Annotated in this window: 18 protein-coding genes; 9 read left to right on the forward strand and 9 right to left on the reverse strand. The window is 38.7% G+C overall.

All coding sequences use genetic code 11. From position 1 onward, the window contains the following. The first annotated feature begins 105 nt into the window (after window positions 1-105). From lpxK to ACUNWD_RS16065, 4 genes are read left to right on the forward strand one after another with little or no spacing between them, the layout of a single operon-like run. Window positions 106-1,209, forward strand: a complete 1,104-nt coding sequence (gene lpxK, locus ACUNWD_RS16050; RefSeq protein ID WP_445588855.1) for a tetraacyldisaccharide 4'-kinase — start codon at window positions 106-108, stop codon at window positions 1,207-1,209. Beyond that, window positions 1,148-1,960: a purine-nucleoside phosphorylase gene (locus ACUNWD_RS16055; protein ID WP_445588856.1), complete on the forward strand. Its 813-nt coding sequence runs from the start codon at window positions 1,148-1,150 to the stop codon at window positions 1,958-1,960. The genes lpxK and ACUNWD_RS16055 overlap by 62 nt, the downstream gene beginning before the upstream one ends. A 9-nt stretch (window positions 1,961-1,969) precedes the next feature. After that, window positions 1,970-2,677, forward strand: a complete 708-nt coding sequence (locus ACUNWD_RS16060) for a PrsW family glutamic-type intramembrane protease (protein WP_445588857.1) — start codon at window positions 1,970-1,972, stop codon at window positions 2,675-2,677. A gap of 13 nt (window positions 2,678-2,690) precedes the next feature. After that, on the forward strand, window positions 2,691-3,635 hold the full coding sequence (locus tag ACUNWD_RS16065) for a pyridoxal-phosphate dependent enzyme (protein ID WP_445588858.1): 945 nt from the start codon (window positions 2,691-2,693) through the stop codon (window positions 3,633-3,635). Window positions 3,636-3,897: 262 nt separating this feature from the next. On the opposite strand, the gene ACUNWD_RS16070 is transcribed toward ACUNWD_RS16065, so the two are convergent. The 3 genes from ACUNWD_RS16070 to cls all read right to left on the reverse strand — a co-directional run bounded on the left by ACUNWD_RS16070 (window position 3,898) and on the right by cls (window position 7,654). Further along, window positions 3,898-4,347 (reverse strand): GNAT family N-acetyltransferase, encoded by a 450-nt coding sequence (locus ACUNWD_RS16070; RefSeq protein ID WP_445588859.1) that lies wholly within the window; start codon window positions 4,345-4,347, stop codon window positions 3,898-3,900. 3 nt (window positions 4,348-4,350) lie between these two features. Next, the gene (locus tag ACUNWD_RS16075; RefSeq protein ID WP_445588860.1) at window positions 4,351-5,820 is read right to left on the reverse strand and encodes a RimK family protein; all 1,470 of its coding nucleotides are present in this window, start codon (window positions 5,818-5,820) and stop codon (window positions 4,351-4,353) included. Between the two features lie 367 nt (window positions 5,821-6,187). Further along, window positions 6,188-7,654 carry a cardiolipin synthase gene (gene cls / locus ACUNWD_RS16080; protein WP_445588861.1) on the reverse strand — a complete coding sequence of 489 codons (1,467 nt, stop codon included), beginning with the start codon at window positions 7,652-7,654 and terminating at the stop codon, window positions 6,188-6,190. A 93-nt stretch (window positions 7,655-7,747) separates the two neighbouring features. Here cls and ACUNWD_RS16085 point away from each other — a divergent pair, with 93 nt between their 5' ends. Continuing rightward, on the forward strand, window positions 7,748-8,149 hold the full coding sequence (locus tag ACUNWD_RS16085) for a DUF6146 family protein (protein ID WP_445588862.1): 402 nt from the start codon (window positions 7,748-7,750) through the stop codon (window positions 8,147-8,149). On the opposite strand, the gene ribD is transcribed toward ACUNWD_RS16085, so the two are convergent. Then, on the reverse strand, window positions 8,146-9,174 hold the full coding sequence (gene ribD / locus ACUNWD_RS16090) for a bifunctional diaminohydroxyphosphoribosylaminopyrimidine deaminase/5-amino-6-(5-phosphoribosylamino)uracil reductase RibD (protein ID WP_445588863.1): 1,029 nt from the start codon (window positions 9,172-9,174) through the stop codon (window positions 8,146-8,148). The two genes, ACUNWD_RS16085 and ribD, sit on opposite strands and share 4 nt — an antisense overlap. Before the next feature lie 56 nt (window positions 9,175-9,230). Here ribD and prmC point away from each other — a divergent pair, with 56 nt between their 5' ends. The 3 genes from prmC (at window position 9,231) to ACUNWD_RS16105 (ending at window position 12,102) form a co-directional block, all read left to right on the forward strand. Continuing rightward, the gene (gene prmC / locus ACUNWD_RS16095; RefSeq protein ID WP_445588864.1) at window positions 9,231-10,079 is read left to right on the forward strand and encodes a peptide chain release factor N(5)-glutamine methyltransferase; all 849 of its coding nucleotides are present in this window, start codon (window positions 9,231-9,233) and stop codon (window positions 10,077-10,079) included. 1 nt (window position 10,080) lies between these two features. Beyond that, window positions 10,081-10,968: a DUF362 domain-containing protein gene (locus ACUNWD_RS16100; RefSeq protein ID WP_445588865.1), complete on the forward strand. Its 888-nt coding sequence runs from the start codon at window positions 10,081-10,083 to the stop codon at window positions 10,966-10,968. Between the two features lie 63 nt (window positions 10,969-11,031). Beyond that, on the forward strand, window positions 11,032-12,102 hold the full coding sequence (locus ACUNWD_RS16105) for an endonuclease/exonuclease/phosphatase family protein (RefSeq protein ID WP_445588866.1): 1,071 nt from the start codon (window positions 11,032-11,034) through the stop codon (window positions 12,100-12,102). A gap of 8 nt (window positions 12,103-12,110) precedes the next feature. Here the strand turns inward: ACUNWD_RS16105 and ACUNWD_RS16110 are convergent, their stop codons facing one another. From ACUNWD_RS16110 to rbsK, 4 genes are read right to left on the reverse strand one after another with little or no spacing between them, the layout of a single operon-like run. Continuing rightward, window positions 12,111-13,106 carry a multidrug DMT transporter permease gene (locus tag ACUNWD_RS16110; RefSeq protein ID WP_445588867.1) on the reverse strand — a complete coding sequence of 332 codons (996 nt, stop codon included), beginning with the start codon at window positions 13,104-13,106 and terminating at the stop codon, window positions 12,111-12,113. Between the two features lie 35 nt (window positions 13,107-13,141). Beyond that, a complete protein-coding gene (locus tag ACUNWD_RS16115; RefSeq protein ID WP_445588868.1) occupies window positions 13,142-14,686 on the reverse strand; it encodes an ADP-ribosylglycohydrolase family protein in 1,545 nt (514 codons plus the stop codon). Window positions 14,687-14,692: 6 nt separating this feature from the next. Beyond that, window positions 14,693-15,682, reverse strand: coding sequence for a nucleoside hydrolase (locus ACUNWD_RS16120; RefSeq protein ID WP_445588869.1), 990 nt, complete (start codon window positions 15,680-15,682; stop codon window positions 14,693-14,695). A gap of 12 nt (window positions 15,683-15,694) precedes the next feature. Beyond that, complete coding sequence (gene rbsK, locus ACUNWD_RS16125; RefSeq protein ID WP_445588870.1) at window positions 15,695-16,603, reverse strand: ribokinase; 909 nt, start codon at window positions 16,601-16,603, stop codon at window positions 15,695-15,697. A gap of 216 nt (window positions 16,604-16,819) precedes the next feature. Between rbsK and ACUNWD_RS16130 the strand changes: the two genes are divergently transcribed. Next, window positions 16,820-17,836 (forward strand): LacI family DNA-binding transcriptional regulator, encoded by a 1,017-nt coding sequence (locus tag ACUNWD_RS16130; RefSeq protein ID WP_445588871.1) that lies wholly within the window; start codon window positions 16,820-16,822, stop codon window positions 17,834-17,836. Between the two features lies 1 nt (window position 17,837). On the opposite strand, the gene queF is transcribed toward ACUNWD_RS16130, so the two are convergent. Further along, window positions 17,838-18,308 carry a preQ(1) synthase gene (gene queF, locus ACUNWD_RS16135; RefSeq protein WP_445588872.1) on the reverse strand — a complete coding sequence of 157 codons (471 nt, stop codon included), beginning with the start codon at window positions 18,306-18,308 and terminating at the stop codon, window positions 17,838-17,840. Window position 18,309 lies beyond the last annotated feature (1 nt).

The raw sequence follows: 18,309 nt of genomic DNA on the forward strand, positions 1-18,309 counted from the left end.
CTAAAAATGCAAAGTTATTTTGCAACGAATATATTGAAGCTGTAATGAAGTACAGCTTCTTTTTTTGAACTTAAATTGGTTAACTTCGTACTCCAAACAAATTATATGTTAAAGCTCCTTTTATATCCTCTCTCAATCATTTACGGTGTAGTCGTTTATATTCGAAATAACTTCTACGATTACAAAATTTTCAAATCAACTGAGTTTGAAATACCGGTGATTTCAATAGGCAATATCACAGTTGGGGGAACAGGTAAAACTCCGCATACCGAATTTTTAGTTGCATTGCTGAAAAAACATGCAAAAGTTGCCACCTTAAGTCGTGGATATAAGCGAAAAACAAAAGGCTTCCAACTAGTTGAAACCTCCTCGACTGCCCGCGAAGTTGGAGACGAAGCTTTACAGGTAAAACAAAAATATCCGGAAGTTACTGTTGCTGTTGACGAGAACCGCGTACACGGCATCAATAAATTATTGAAGGATGAAGAAAATTCGCCAGATGTAATTTTACTTGATGACGCCTATCAACACCGAAGAGTAAATCCCGGAATCAATATTTTGCTGATAGATTATAATCGCCCTATTAATGAAGATCATCTTCTTCCTTTGGGTCGATTGCGCGAAAGAAAGTATCAACGAAGAAGGGCCAACGTTATTATTTACACCAAATGCCCTGATGAAATCACCCCTATTACCCGAAGAATCATCATGAAAGATGTAAACCTTCGCCCGTATCAATCCCTGTATTTTACACGAATGGAATACGGAACACCGTTACCTGTTTTCCCGGAAATGGCAACGAATATTCCGGATCTGGATCAAAAACGTCAATCCGCCATTCTATTATCTGGCATTGCGAATCCGGAGCAATTTCAAAAATATTTAGGAACAAAAGTTAAGCTTGTTGACGAACTTATATTTGGTGATCATCATCAGTTTAAACCAAAAGACTGGCAACTCATCACCAGCACTTTCAACAAACATCAGGAGCAGAAACCGATTATCATTACCACTGAAAAAGATGCCATGAGACTGAGAGATGGAGACAATCTGCCTCCTGAAGTTCAAGAAAATTTGTTTTATATTCCACTTAAAATAAAATTCCTCGATCATGAGGGAAAAAGTTTTGAAAAAAAAATAGTAGGCTATGTTAAAGACAATCGAAGCAACCGCGAACTTCATAAACGAACAAATAAAAGGACAAGCTGAAGTAGGAATTATTTTGGGATCCGGTCTTGGAGGGTTGGTGAATGAAATTGAGATAGAAAAGACAATTCATTACGAAGACATTCCGAATTTCCCTATAACAACTGTTGACGGACATCACGGTCAACTAATCTACGGAATATTAGGTGGGAAAAAAGTGCTGGCTATGCAAGGGCGTTTTCATTACTATGAGGGCTATAGTATGCAAGAAGTTACCTTTCCTGTTCGCGTATTGAAAAAGCTGGGTGTTAACAACCTATTGGTTTCTAATGCTACCGGAGGGTTAAATCCGGTCTATAAAATTGGCGATCTAATGATCATCACTGATCATATTAACATGTTTCCCGAACATCCGCTTCATGGCAAAAACTTAAGCGAACTTGGACCGCGATTTCCGGATATGAGTCAGGCCTATTCGAAAGAACTGCGCAATAAAGCCCGAATGATTGCCTTAAAAAATAATATTGATGTCAACGAGGGTGTTTATGTTGGTGTTCAGGGCCCAACTTTTGAAACTCCGGCCGAATACAAGATGTTCCGTATTTTAGGTGGAGATGTAGTTGGGATGTCTACCGTTCCCGAAGTGATTGTTGCCCGCCACATGAATATGAAAGTCTTTGGAATCTCTATCATTACAGACAGTGGTGTACCTGGTGAAATTGTGGAAATCTCGCATGAAGAGGTGCAGGAAGTTGCCATGAAATCGGAGCCTAAGATGACTCTAATCATGAAAAACCTGATTGCTGAAATATAATTAACGGCTATGACACCAAACTTAATCGTTCTGGCTTTTGCTCCTGTTGTTATCCTGCTGGCATATATCTGGTTTCGCGACAAATATGAAAAGGAGCCTTTCAAAATGCTTTTTACAGCTTTGTTGTTTGGTGCATTTTCAGTCATTCCTATTTTGTTGGTCGAAGAATTTTTCATGGAGTTTCTACCGCTTTTTAGTGGAACCATGCAAGTATTCTTGCACTCATTTGTTGTTGCTGCACTTACCGAAGAGTTTTTCAAATTTGTCTTTTTGTACCTGTTGATATGGAAAAGCCCCGAATTCAATGAGAAATTTGATGGAATCGTGTATGCCGTCTATGTTTCTTTAGGATTTGCTGCCGTTGAAAATGTGATGTATGTCTTTGATTATGGAATGCAGGTGGGCTTTACTCGCGCGATTACTGCAGTCCCCGCTCATTTCCTCTTTGGAGTAACAATGGGCTATTTTGTTGGCTTGGCTAAATTTTATCCCGAGCGAAAAAAACGATTGATCCGCGCAGCACTTTTATTTCCAATCTTGTTGCACGGAGTCTATGATTTTATTTTGATGATGGGACATCCCTTCGTTCTTCTAATATTCATTCCTTTTGTTGTTTTCATGTGGATTTATGGATTGAAGAAAATGAAAACGCTCTCGGCTCAATCGATCTACCGAAATGATTTTACTGTTGAAGAAGACCTTTTAAAAAAACTTTGAAAATTTTCCGACTATGAATCTTCCGGAATATCCAGCTATTGTAAATGCACATGAACTGATTGCTCCAATGATACACCGAACACCGGTTTTAACTTCATCGGCAATCAATGAAATTACAGGTGGAGAACTTTTTTTCAAATGCGAAAACTTCCAAAAAGTGGGAGCTTTCAAATTTCGGGGTGCTTGCAATGCTGTTTTTTCACTAACGAAAGAACAGGCACAAAAAGGGGTTTGCACCCATTCTTCAGGAAACCATGCAGCAGCCTTAGCACTTGCTGCTCGTATGCGAGGTATTCCTGCATACATTGTGATGCCGGAAAATGCGCCTGAAATAAAGAAAAAAGCAGTTGCAGGATATGATGCACAAATCACTTTTTGCAAGCCTACTTTGGAAGCCAGAGAGAGCACATTAGCAGAAGTGGCTGCAAAAACGGGTGCCACTGAAATCCACCCCTATAATAATGTTCAGGTTATTTGCGGGCAAGGAACAGCCGCCAAAGAACTAATTGAAGATATCGGTGCTTTTGATATTATTCTGTCTCCAATAGGTGGTGGCGGATTACTCAGTGGAACTTCAATCACCGCAAAATACCTCAACCCGGGAGCAACGGTAATCGCTGCTGAGCCCGAAGGTGCAGACGATGCTTATCGCTCCTTCCATGCTAAAAAACTAATCCCTTCAATAAACCCAAAAACCATTGCTGATGGTTTATTAACATCAGTTGGGGAAATCAATTTCCGTATTATTCAGCGCAAAACCGATGAGATTGTCACCGTATCTGAAAGAGGAATTGTTCGGGCAATGCGCATGGTTTGGGAACGAATGAAAATTATTATTGAGCCGTCATCCGCTGTTCCACTAGCGGCTATTCTCGAAAATAAAGTCGATGTGAAAGGCAAAAAAGTGGGTATCATCCTCAGTGGTGGAAATGTAGATTTGGAAAAACTTCCATTTTAATTCATACAAAATACTGAATAATAAAGAAATAGATTAATAAGCTACAGGCTAAAAATTTCCTGCGCAGAGAACTTCAAACGGCTGCGCAGATAATTGGAAACTTCTGCGCAGAAAAATATAATTTCCTGCGCAGGAAAATTTTAGCTTCATATCTTTGTTTTTAGTGAGTCGTCCTAAAATAGGGTTACATAAAAAGTAAACGGGAATGGTCACGACATGTCGTGACCGTCAAATGTAGTTTACTAAAACCTACAAACCCAAATTAAAATATCTTTCTCATCACAAGTCCTGTACTGCCATCTTTATAATACTTGGGTTTTTCAGCAACGGTTTGGAATCCCCATTTTAGGTAAAGGGTGACCGCTGCGGTATTGCTATCACTCACTTCCAACGAAAGGGCATTCTTCTCATAAACCGCAGCTTGCCTTTCTGCATAATCCAGTAATTTTTTGGCAAGGCCCACTCCTCTATATTCAGGTGACACCAGCAACGAATAGATACGCAAATAGCTACTATTTTTCTTTTTAAGGAGAATAAGTGATGCGGCAAGCTGTCCTTCCACTCGAATGATTACATAGTCGGATTGTGCTTTCGTTAAAAGATACCGCATCTGACGACGAGAAAAGCTTTCCTGTTCAAAAGCCAATTGTTCCAAAAGCACCAATTCTTTTAAATCGGAAACTTGGGCTTGATGAATTGGATAGTCTGTCATTTTCTAACGTCTTTTTTGTTCCAATCGATCGGCAAATTCACGAAGAATAAGCCGGTACAATTCGTCACCCAAAATAGCATCTTCCACTCCCTGATCAATAGAAGGATTGTCATTCACTTCAATAATTACCGACCGCCCATCGATCTCTTTTACATCAACCCCATAAAGTCCTTTCCCAATTAAAGAAGCAGCACGAACTGCATTTCGAACCACGTGTTTCGGGACCTTGCTCAACGGCACTGTCTCAAATGATCCAGATTTAGGTTTGCCGTTATCCTGGTGATTATAGATTTGCCAGTGCCCGCGAGCCATAAAATACTTGCAAGCATAAAGTGCCTCCCCATTAATCACGCCAATACGCCAATCGTAAGAAGTTGGCAGAAATTCCTGTGCTAAAAATATAGATGAACTTTTTGAAAGTGATTCAATCGCTTCCAGGTATTCTTGTTCATTATTAACCTTTATCACCCCCACCGAAAATGATCCATCAGGAACTTTTAAAACAATAGGACTTCCCAACTCATCAGCTACCTCCTTAAAGCTCGATGGTTTTTGCTTAAACAGCAATTTCGATTTAGGGGTAGGTATTCCTTCACGGTCGAGTAATTCTTTCAGGTAAACCTTATTGGTGCATCGAATTATTGAGACCGGATCATCAATTACCACCATATCAGCAGCACGAGCTTTTTGCGCTAATGCGTACGTAATGTGATTTAGTGATGTGGTTTGGCGAATAAAAAGTGCATCAAATTCCAGCAGACGGGTAGTATCATCTTCAGTCACCAATTCAGCATTGATATTCATCTTTTTTGCTTGCGCGATAAATTTATTCAAAGCTCCCCGGTTACTAGGCGGTAATTTTTCCTCCGGATCATAAAGAATAGCTAAGTCAAAACGTCCAACTTTATGAGAACGTGGTTGTCTCCACACTTTCTTGCTGAAATTGTCAAGCGCCTGAGCAAACAAATCCTGTTGTTCATCCGACAACTCATTCAGGCTGAGAATGGACAAGCTGTCAATCTGATTTTTTTGTCGATTAGCAAATGTTACCCGCAGCATGGGACAAGGCAATTGCTCAAAGATAAACCTGGCAACCTTCGCCATTTCAGGAACTTCACAAGTGCCAAAATAGACATCCAATGAAAATGATTCCTGTTCTGGTTGATTATGGGATTGAATCCAGCGATAGCAAATCTTCTGCAGATTTTCTTCCATCCGGGTGATTGCGCCACTTTCAATTCGGTTGAGCACATCCACATCAGGTAGCACCTTGTCCCCTCGCGCCTGAGCTAACAGCGAGCAATAATAGCCTTCCGAATGATAATTTAGTTTGTCACATAGATTAATGACCAGGTATGGTTTTTTACTTATATTTCCGCTCTGCAGGTATTCTGCAGCTGTCGTAATGGTTTCCGTTTCGTAGTAGGGTTTCCATTGCGTCAACGAATCCAGTAGGATTAATGTGGATTGCATAGTCTGTTTCTCAGCGACTAAATGATATTTTCAACATTGCATTTCTTTTTACTACCCACTCAAATACAGCATCTTACATGCTTGCTTTCAAGGATAATTTTCATTGCAATTGTACGCAAATATTTGATTCATTGTTCTGCTCTGATCACTTTTTTGAAGAGGAGTATGAAATTTTATACAATAGCCTTAGCCACTTGGTTTTCATCTCGAACTAGCATTCATTTTTTGTCGATGTAGAAACGAATATGAGTACGCTCAAGCGGGAATAGCCTACTCATCATTCCTACCCTGAATTTCGTTTCACTTCACCCAGTGCTATAATATTCATCCCGTTGGGATTATGAAAGGGTGGATAAAAAAGCTAAATCTAAAGCATTGGGCTTAACAAACGGGCAAACGATTCTTTGGTTTTTCGGAGCCAATGGCGATGCCTCCATTCTTCCAATACAACTTCCTCGCTACTTTCCAGATCATCAAGAAATTGACTTTCCAGAATAGAAGCTGTTTCTTCATCATAAATCATCGCATTTACTTCAAAGTTTGTTTCCAGGCTTCTAAAGTCAAAATTGGCAGTTCCTACCGATGAAAACACACCATCCACAATCATAAATTTTCCATGATTGAACCCATTCTTATAGAAATAGATTTTCACACCTGCCTCCAGTAGTTCTTCCACGTAAGAGTCGGTGCTCCACTTAGGCGTAATGGCATCTGATTTGGTCGGTAGCAAAATGCGAATATCGATTCCCCCCAAAGCTGCTGTTTTCATTGCAAAAATAATTTCGGCAGTAGGTATCAGGTATGGTGTATTAATGTAAACCCTTTCCTTTGCACTGGCAATTGCTGAGAAATATGCTTGTCCAATGCTTTCCCAATCAGAATCAGGACCACTGGAAACCATTTGCACCAACTTTCCACCTCCCTGCTCCAGATTTTTAAAGTATTTGCTTCCCTGCAAAACCTCTTTGGAAACAAAAAACCAGTCAGCCATAAAAATAACCTGCAGAGAAGTTGCAGCACTGCCCTTTAACATCACATGTGTATCTCGCCAGTGAAGCAATCTTTTTGTTCCATTCAAATAACGATCAGCAATATTCAAACCTCCGGTAAAAGCAACCGTACCATCAACTACAACAATCTTTCGGTGATTCCTGTAATTGGCTCTGGAGGTAAGCATTGGAAAACGCACCTTCATAAAGCAATCAATTTTCACTCCCACACTTCGTAACGAGCGGATATACTTTCTGGGTAATTGCCAGCTACCTACATCGTCATAAATAAACCGAACCTCAACCCCTTGTTTTGCTTTTCGAAATAATATATCATGCAACTGTCTGCCTAATTGATCATCTTCAACAATATAGTATTCGAGATGAATATGATGTTTCGCCTCTTCCAGTGCCCTGAAAATTGCAGGGAATGCCTCTCTCCCATTTTTTAAAATAGTGACCTCATTATTGTTGGTTAGCAAAGCATTGGAGCTTGAAAGCAACAATTTCATTAAATGATGCTTATCCAGAAGTGCTTCATTTAGGTTTAATTCGTTTTGTGGCAACCGGTTTAATTGTTCCTGGGTAAGTTTACGAAGCCTTTCAAGGTTTTTCAAACCCTTCCTTGAAAACATCTTGCGTTTCCGGTATTCCTGACCAAAAAATAAGTAAAAAATAATGCCTGCAATAGGAAGTAAAACCAAGACCAATACCCAACTAATTGTCTTTACGGGGTTTCTATTTTCATGAACAATAACGACAGCAATCACGACCACTGTTAAAAAATAAACACCGGTAACAACCAAAGGCAAATACTCCCATATATCACTTAGAAAACTAAACATACATTTCTGAAGTTGTAAAATTAAATTTCGATATTTTTAAACTGATAAACAAACATACCCTTCGATACGTATGTAATTAAAAAGGGCGAAACTATGAAGAATTTAGTATTTATTATTATCATTCTTGTTATTGCAGCCTGCAGCTCGCAAAAGAACATTCAGATTAAGGAAGTCAGCCAAAACGAATCAGCTGATAGTGTAAGCTACGAACTGATTGTCCTCGATCCTGGTTTTGAAAGCTGGTATATCAAATACTGCAAACCAACCTGGTATCATTCGCAATCTTATTACGAAACATGGAACCAGCAATATGTTAATGAATGGAATCACAAATCGCTGTGGTCTCATCATTCTCAGTTATTGGACGGACAAATAAATTACGACCATCAAATTGATTATGGGTTAGAAATCAATCACAAGTTATTTTACTATTTCCAATATGTCGAAGATGTGTTAAGAATTCCAATTCTTTCCAATGGGCCGAATGCCACTTAGTCGAATCGATTGACAAAAAACTTGAGGAAAGTGTCATGAAGACTCTCTGACTTTATCGGAGGAACTGGCAAATGAGGAGCAGGCACCCCTTTTACAAAAAAGGTATTTCCAAAGTAAACGTAAGCCTCATCCCATAGCCCCTGATCAATAAATGATTGAAGCAGCTGTCCACCACCTTCTACTACAACAGATTGAATCTCTCGCTTATACAATTCGTCCAGAATCTGAGGAAGTATGTTGGTTTGAAAATCAACTTTCACATATTCCAGATTTGCCTTTGACACAACATCCTCTTCTGTAAAAACGATGGTTGGTTGCTTCCCATCTTTTAGATGAAGCGACTCCGGCAATCGATTCTTACGGTCAATTAGCAAGCGCATTGGTTGATTACCATGCCACTCTCGAACGGTGAGAGACGGATTATCTTTCAATGCAGTGTTGGTTCCGATTAAAATTGCACCCTCTTCAGTTCGTTGTTTGTGCACGACTCGTCTGGAAAGTTCATTGCTGATCCATGTTGGTTGCCCAAATGCTATTTGTGATCGATCAATATCCAGGAAGCCATCTAAGGTTTGTGCCCATTTCAATACAATAAATGGTCGTTTCTTTTGATGAAAAGTGAAAAATCGCTTATTCAGTTCCAGACACTCTTCTTCTAAAATACCGAGCTCAACTTCTATCCCGGCATTTTTCATTTTTTCAATTCCTTTTCCTGCAACTTCAGCAAACGGATCGATACATCCAACCACCACTCTCGGAATCTCACTGGCAATAATTAAATCGGAACAAGGAGGTGTTTTACCAAAATGAGCACATGGTTCCAAACTCACATAAATGGTCGATTCCTTTAGTAAGCTTTTATCTTTTACCGAATTAATGGCATTGACCTCGGCATGAGCTTCGCCACATTTCCGATGAAATCCTTCGCCAATAATTTTGTCATTATGAACAATCACACTCCCCACCATGGGATTGGGAGCTGCATCGTTAATTCCCAGACGGGCTAGTTCAATGCATCTATTCATATATTTGACAGATATGTTCATCAGGAAAAGTTTAACTTTGCCAAAAATACAAATAAATGCAGGCAAGCTTATCATATATCCGAAAAGAATTAGAATGCCACTACCCGAAAGAGGAGATCGAAAGCTTCATCAGGATTATCTTTTCCAAACTTAAGAACTACAGTTCCACCGACCTGATCATGAAAAAAGAAGAACCGCTTTCTTCTGAAGAGAATAAAAGCATTCAGCTCATTGTAAACCGTTTGAAGAACCATGAGCCCATTCAATATATTTTGGGTGAAACCGAATTTTATGACCTTCCTTTTAAGGTCACTCCAGCAGTTTTAATTCCGCGACCAGAAACGGAAGAGCTGGTTGACTGGATCTTAAAAAGTAAATTGCCTGATCGTCCGGTCATTCTTGATGTGGGAACCGGAAGTGGATGCATTCCAGTTACCTTGAAAAGAAATCTACCAAATGCCAGCGTTATAGCATGTGACATTGATCTCCAAAGCATTGACATTGCAAAGGGAAATGCAAAACTGAACCATGTTGAAATTGAGTTTTTTCAGCAGGATATTTTAGATCCTCAACTACCAGGTTCATTTCCCAAACTGGATGTTTTGGTCAGTAATCCACCGTATGTCACCAATGCAGAAAAATCGCAAATGCATGCGAATGTATTGGAGCATGAACCCGACAAAGCACTTTTTGTGCCGAATACCGATCCGTTAAAATTTTATAACGCACTGACCATTTTTGCAAACAACTATTTAAGAAGTGGAGGATATTTGTTTTGGGAAATCAATGAGGCTTTTGGCAAAGAATGCGTTAGCCTGTTAAAAGAAAATGGTTTTTCGAACGTTGAATTAAGAAAGGATCTAAACGGAAAAGACCGCATGATTAAAGCGATCAAAAACAGCTGATATGAAAAGACGAAACTTTATAAAAAATACAGCACTGGCAACTGCATCCTTAATTAGTGTGCCAGCTTTCGCAAAAACACAAACGTATAAATTGGTAAGCATTCGAGGAGGAAGTTCAATCGGCATGTTGGAACTCGGGCTGGACGCGCTGGGAGGTATTGAAAAATTTGTTTCTAAAGGACAAAAAGTTTTGATCAAGCCCACTTTGCGTTGGGAGAAAACTCCAGAGCAAGCTGCAAACACCAACCCAAAATTGCTGGCAAAATTGGTTGAACTTTGTTATGAAGCTGGTTCTCGTGGTGTGTATCTATTTGATCAAACTATTGATCCCTGGACTAAAGCCTATAAAGCTAGTGGTATTGAGCGTGCAGTAAAAGATGCTCATGCGAAAATTCTTCCCGGCAATCGAGAGTCACTGTATCAACAGGTTAATATTTCTGATGGAAAAACAATGCAAACTGCCAAATTCCATGAGTTGGTTGATGAAGTTGATGTAATTATCAATATGCCGGTCTTAAAAATCGATGGAGAGAATTCTATTAGTGGAGCGCTCAAAAATATGAAACAGTTAGTCTGGGAGCCCGAAAAATATAGTGACGAATGTGTTATGGATATCCTTCGATACAAGAAACCAGCATTAAATATTATCGATGCTAATCGTGTAATTACTAGAAATGCATCTGTCGACGATGTATCAACCTTTCGAACCCTTATTTTCTCTATTGATATTGTTGCAGCGGACTCATATGCAGCCAAGCGGGTAGGAATCGACCCAAATCAAATTTCATTAATAAAATCAGCACATGCCCAAGGATTTGGGCAAATTGAGCTACCATCTCAAAGTGTAAAAAGTATCATTTTAAAACAACAAAAAACCAGACCCTCCTAATTTCTGCATGCATTTCTTATATTTGTATACAAACCAACAATACCTCGATTCTATTTGAAAAAATTGATACGAAATATTTTCATTTTCCTAAACCTCATTCCGGTTGTAGGAATTTTACTCTCATACCTATCGGTTCATGTGAGTCCGGAGAATTCTTGGGTGCTTTCATTTTTAGGCCTTGCATATCCTTATCTTCTATTTGCTAATGTTGTTTTTGTTCTAATATGGTTATTTTCGAAAGTCAAGTATGCCTTTATTTCCATAATTGCTATCGGAATTGGGTACTCGAATTTGCACCACTATTTTCAATTATCAGGGAAAAGCACGGAAGAAAAAGGAATCGTTGTTTCGAGTTACAACGTTAAAAATTTTCAGGGAATTAAAAACAAAAAAAGAACTGAGCTCTCGAAAGAAGTATATGAATACATCCAGACGGTAAAACCAAACATTCTTTGTTTTCAGGAAGCAAGTTTAAAATCACAAAGTTCTTTTCCGAAATCCGGAAATCCAAAATCAACTAAAAATGAATTTTTCAAATACATTCATCAAAGTAAAAAAGGTGGACAAATAACATACTCTAGCTTCCCAATTATTGATAAAAAAGAAATTCATTTTAAGGAATCTGCCAATATGATGATCATCTCTGATCTTAAGATTGATGACGACACCATTCGATTATTCAATTGTCATTTGGAAAGTTACCGTTTTAGTGATGCAGATATTAGCTCTTTGGATTCCATTTCATTTGAAAAGCAGGAAGAAAGCCTGAAAAAAGTCAGATATACTGGTGCAAAACTAAAGCATGCCTTTATTAAACGTGCAGAGCAGGCTGATACGCTTTCTCAGTTAATCAAATTGTCGCCATATAAAGTGATTCTCTGTGGAGACTTTAATGACACACCTGTATCCTATACTTACCACAAAGTTATTGGAGATCTGAAAGATGCTTTTGTTGAATCAGGCAGTGGGGTTGGCAATTCCTACCTTGGAAAACTTCCTTCCTTCAGGATTGACTACATCTTACACAGCGAAGATTTCGACAGCTATAATTTCAAAGTTGATAAGGTGCAACTATCGGATCATTATCCAATTAATTGCACCTTAATTATGAAAAAAGCTCAGCCAACTGAGTAATTCTTTTATTAGGAGCCTGCATAAATTATCATTCCAAGGCCAACGAGGAATAGAGCAAACATGGCTGTGAGCATCCCTGATGTTCCTTTTGCACCTTTAAATTCTTTCCAGATAAAAACTCCCCACAGAGCCGCAACCAATGTTGCACCTTGTCCTAAACCATACGAAATAGCGAATCCGGCTTTCCCTGCTGCAATAATGCTAAATGACATACCAACGCTCCAAATCATTCCACCAAGAACTCCTGTTAAATGTTCTCTCAGCTTTCCTGCAAAATACTGATTATAAGTTACGGGTGACCCCTCAAATGGCTTTTTCATCAAAAGGGTATTAAAAACGAAGTTACTGGCAAAAATCCCGATTGAAAAAATAACCACGGCTGTATATGGAGTTAGCAAACCTGCTTCCGGATTGGAAAAATCACTCACCATTGAACTGGCCACAAAGCGATAAAACATCGCCATTAAAATACCGCCAACTACCGATAAAATAATCCCTTTTGCAGGTATCTTTTGCGCCTGAGATGCCTGTTTTTTATAGGCAAGTGCATCCAGAATAATTGCAAGAGTCACCAATAAAACGCCCGCAAAAAGCCAAATCGGATTTCCCTGTGGTATTGCCAGATAGTTTATGATGACACCAAGTACTAACGCAATACCGATTCCCACAGGGAAAGCCACTGACATCCCGGCGATTGCAATAGCTGCTGCAACCAGAATATTAGCAGCATTAAAAATGATTCCTCCAAGAAAAGCATTTCCAATATTTTGCCAATCAGCCTGCCCCAAATCACTGATGAAACCTCGTCCTTGTTCCCCTGAACTTCCCAATGTGAAGGCAAAAATTAGGGACATTAATACTATTCCAATGACGTAATCCCAATAGAACAACTCGAAACGCCAGGATTTTTGAGCCAACTTTTGAGTATTCGCCCATGACCCCCAGCAAAGCATGGTAACGATACAAAGTATAACAGCTATCGCATATGATCCAACAATGTACATTGATTTAGTTTTTAGTTAGTTATTTCTATTTGCCACTAATGATTAAGATATCCATTCTTATTTTCATCGGAAGTATATGTAATCAAGTCATTTACATCTATCTTATAGCCTTCTCGCGGATTAAGCACCCGTACTTTTACTTGATGTTTTCCCTCTTCTAGCTGAAATTTCCAAGCCACATCATGACGCCTTGTGATAAATGAAGTAGGCATCGTGTATGATTCAATAAGTTGTCCATCAATTTCCATTTCAAGATTAAAAATATAGTCAGGCTCAACTTCCCAAATCCAACTTCCTAAAACAAATCCATTTCCTTCAAAATCAATGACTATCTCTGGAGTTTCGGTATTAAGAAATTTTCCAATATGTATTCTTTCTTTTGGATAGTGACCTTCAAAACCAACCTCAAGCTGAACCGGCTGAACTGGTTGATTTGGCATTTCAATCATCTCTCCATTAAATTTTGCCCCGTTTTGTTTTAACACTTCAGTAGCATGCTTATATCCGATCTCATACACATCATTCAGAGACATTGTGGTATATTTAAAATCCATGTCTTCCACCTGATGGATCGGAGACTGCCATTCGTCAGGTATATTTTCATATCCAATCATTGTTCCTAAAATACCGGCAGCACTGGCAGGATTACAATCTGAATCATGCCCACATCGGGTACTAATGTCAATTGTTTTACCAAAATCTCCTTCTCCATATAACAATCCCACTAAAATATATGCAGCATTTATTTTCGCATCAATATCAAAGTCTGCAAACACTCCATCCGAACAACCTACATCATTCGACCATTTCTCATGACAAGCATCCCATGTTTTTGTCCAATCATCAGGATACTGCTGATGCCATTGAATCACATCAGCCATACATTGATAAAATGTAGATTCTTCAGGAATCGCTTTCAATCCTTCATTAACCACAAAATCGATATCATCTGAAACAAATGCCAGCGAATACATAGCTGCTACGTAAACACCACCATACCATCCATCTCCATAATTCATGATATGACCAACTTTATCACAAATTTCAGAAGCTGTGTTGACCAATCCCGGTGACATCAAGCCAGCAAAATCAGCCTCAATTTGAAAATCAATATCTTCCGAATGCGGATTATACAGCCAGTGCCCGGACTGAGGAGGCATAATTCCATTGAGGATATTGTATCTTGCCGCCTGATTGGCATGCCACAATGGATAATCAGCATTTGCAAATGCCAACGCATGCGCTGTTGCTGGTGCATCCAACCCTTCTTTCTCAAAAACATCAACAAAAGTTAGATCCATGTATATATCATCATATAACCCCGGTTCATTTTGATAATACCATAAACAACGCTCGTTATTCCAGGGGATATTATGATCTCCGGGAATCATTTTCCCATTAAATTTGAATTCAGTTGGCCCCCCATACGTACAGCCAATAACCTGTCCTGCCCATCCACCCTTAATTTTGTCTTTTAATTGGGATTTCGAAATTGTAGTTTCCTGCTCACATGCGAACAAAGAAATTGTGATAACAAGAAATAAATAGAATTGAAGTTTTATTTTAAATTGTTCTTTCATAATAAATTATTTACTAGGTTCTTCCATCATTAATTCATCTAATATATCTGCTATATGTTGATACGGATATTTGTGTACCAAGAAATCGTGATGAGAGTTTTTATCAGGATCCCAAGTATTCTGACCAGACTCTTCACAAACAAATGTCCCATCTTTAATTACGTAAAAATAGTCTTCGGGATTTCGAACGGCGCAAAGCACCGCAGTGTGATCCCATGAACAGCGATTCTGAACTTCTTTGCCCTCATACGTTTTTAAATTGTAGTCATAAGCCCACTGAACCGGACTATTTTTAGCTCCACTTTTTGCAACCCTATTGCCAGTGAGTATTTTAACGCCTATTTCAAACCCACTGAAAAGAACTGGGCTTGGCCAATTTTCAAATACATAATAAGAAGCATCAGCGTGTTTCGCCACATTAAACTCATCGCCTTCAGGAAATCCCCCGGCCATCGCAACCCACTTCTTTACTTTTTTCTTTACGAGATCTTTTCCATTCAATTTGCTGAATTCATCAGGCTCCGATTTTAATAAATCAGCCAGGTTGGAAATGAAACCTACCGTTATGATGACAACACTTTGATCATCCTGTTTAGAAAGCACTTCTCGATAAACCTTTACAGCCGATGGATAATCAGCATTGGTTTTTGGTTTGGGTAAAAATTTCATAACCAAGGAATCATTCCAATGATTCGGACATGAAAAATAAGGCGCATCTTTTCCCGGAACACCAATTGGAATATTTGGCCGATTAAAATATCGATTAAATACTTCAATGGTCGAAGCAATGTATGGATATCCATCGCTAGCCACCGTTGCTAAAATCTCACATTCATTTTTATTTGCTAAGGAATGTAGCACCGTTATAGCTCCCACATCGTCATAATCGGGCCCCATATCTGTATCGAAAATAACCTTAACAGGTTCTTTTGCAACTGCAAACACCACAATTAGTAGCATCGCGATTAGAGATATAAAAAAATTCTTTGTATTCATATTGAAGTTGCGTTAGTTAATTTCGTTACGGAATGGAACCGATGCCTGTGCCCCTAAGCGGGTGACAGAAATGGCAGCAGCCTGATTGGCAAATAGAATTGCTTCAACCAACTCTTTCTCTTCAGAGAGCGCAACAGCAATCGCCCCATTGAAAGTATCACCCGCAGCAGTTGTATCAACAGGGCTTACTTTTTGGGCTGGAATAAGAACAGATTGCGAATTTGAGTATAGCATGGCACCTTTTGAACCCATTGTTATTATTACAATCTCAACGCCTTTGGCATTCAATATTCTTGCTGCCTGTTTCGCTGAATTTTCATCAATAACTTTCACCCCAGTTAATATTTCAGCTTCTGTTTCATTGGGAGTTATCATATACAGGTTTGCCAGTAAATTATCTGACAATGTATTCGCTGGCGCAGGATTCAAGATTACTTTTATTCCTCTTTCGACGGCTTCTTTCGCAAAGAACTCAATCGTCTCCAAAGGAATTTCGAGTTGCATCAAAAGAATATCAACCTCGTCGAAAACTGAATTAAGCTCACTAATATTATTAGGTAGTAAAGTGCCATTTGCACCTTGTGCTACCACAATTGAGTTTTCACCAGAACCATCAACAGTTATTAAAGCGACACCACTTGGACTCTTTGGGTCGGTTTGAATATATTCAACATTGATATTCTCATTGCGTAGATTTTCCAACGATTGCTTTCCAAAAATATCATCTCCCACTTTAGTTATAAAAGTTACCTGGCCTCCCAATCTTGCAGCAGCCACTGCCTGATTTGCTCCTTTACCTCCAGGGTTCATAAAAAATTCACCACCTAAAATGGTTTCTCCAGGAGCCGGGAATTTTTTTGTCTGGATCACCATATCCGTATTCGTACTTCCAACGACTAATATTTTTCCTTTTGTACTCATTGACTTAATTATAGAATATAAAACATACCTGCACAAACGTTTGCGCAATTTATGAAAATTTTATTAATAAATGCAAGAACTCCCAAATATTTAAAATCATACTCCCACTCATCAACCTGTCATACAGGCACTTACAATTGGTACTTTTAAAAAGAAACAAATCCTTGATAAAAAGTTTATTACTTTTACAGTCGAATCAATTGCTGGCAAACTATTATGAGCAAAGAAACCTTAATAAGCATTTCTAAAAAGACCGGATTTTCTGTTTCCACAGTTTCACGGGTTTTGAATGGAAAAGCAAAAAAATACAGGATCAGCAAAACAACCGAACAGAAAATTTTGGAGGAAGCAAAAAAGAGCAATTATTCTCCCAGCTTACTTGCAAGAAGTCTGAGAACACAAAAAACGTTTACCATCGGTTTGTTGATTCCAAGTATTACCAACCCATTTTTTGCCAACATTGCCAGCATAGTTGTGAAGGAGGCAAAACTAAAAGGCTATACCATCATACTTGTAGACAGTGAGGATGATGAGCAAACAGAAATAGATTCTGCGGAGTTGTTGTTGGCCCGAAAAATTGATGGATTGATTGTGATCCCATGTGGACAAGATCCAGATTTTTTAGAAAACATTCAGAAGTCCGGAACACCTGTAATGCTTATCGATCGCTATTTTGAGAAATCAAAACTTCCTTATCTGTGTACCGATAATTTCCAAGGCTCTTTTGATGCAACAAACTTACTGCTCAAGAACGGTCATCGAAATATTGCCTGCATCCAGGGAGTGCCACATTCAACGCCTAATAAAGAACGAGTAAACGGATTTAAAAAGGCATTGGAAGATTCAGGAATAACGACTAGCATCCATATTTCGGGTACAGATTTCAATGTTGAAAACGGCTATCTGGAAACAAAACTTCTTTTGAAGAAAAAGGAAAAACCAACAGCTATTTTTGCGTTAAGCAATACCATTGCTCTTGGTGCTTTTAAAGCAATTCGGGAAGCAAACCTCCAGATCCCCGAGCAAATTTCATTAATCGCATTTGATGATTATACTTACCTTGATTTTCTTCAACCTCCAATCACTAGAATTGCCCAACCCATTGAAGAAATTGGGAAGCTTGCTGTTACGCTATTAACTGATGAAATTGACGAAAAATTAGAATCAACTGAAAATCAAGTCCAAATTCCACCAAGATTAATCATTCGGGAATCTGTAGCACGTATAAATTAAATTATCTGTTATCAATTTTCTCTGGATTGAGATCATGGTTTTGCATACGATACCAGGCCAATTCTTCATACTTGGTTCCAGGCTTTCCGTAATTGGCAAATGGATCAATACTAATTCCTCCGCGTGGTAGAAACTTTCCCCAAACCTCAATGTACTTTGGATCCATTAATTTTATCAGGTCCTTCATAATGATATTAATACAATCTTCGTGAAAATCACCATGATTCCGAAAGCTGAATAAGTACAATTTCAACGACTTGCTTTCCACCATTTTCTGATCAGGCATGTAGCTGATATAAATAGTGGCAAAATCTGGCTGCCCTGTAATTGGGCACAAACTGGTAAATTCCGGGGCATTGAATTTTACCCAATAATCATTTTCAGGATGCTTATTATCGAATGTCTCCAACACCTGCGGTGAATAATTAAACAGGTAATTGGTATCGTTTCCAAGATTCTTCAGATTTTCCATT

The sequence above is a fragment of the Sunxiuqinia sp. A32 genome (genome assembly GCF_052690465.1).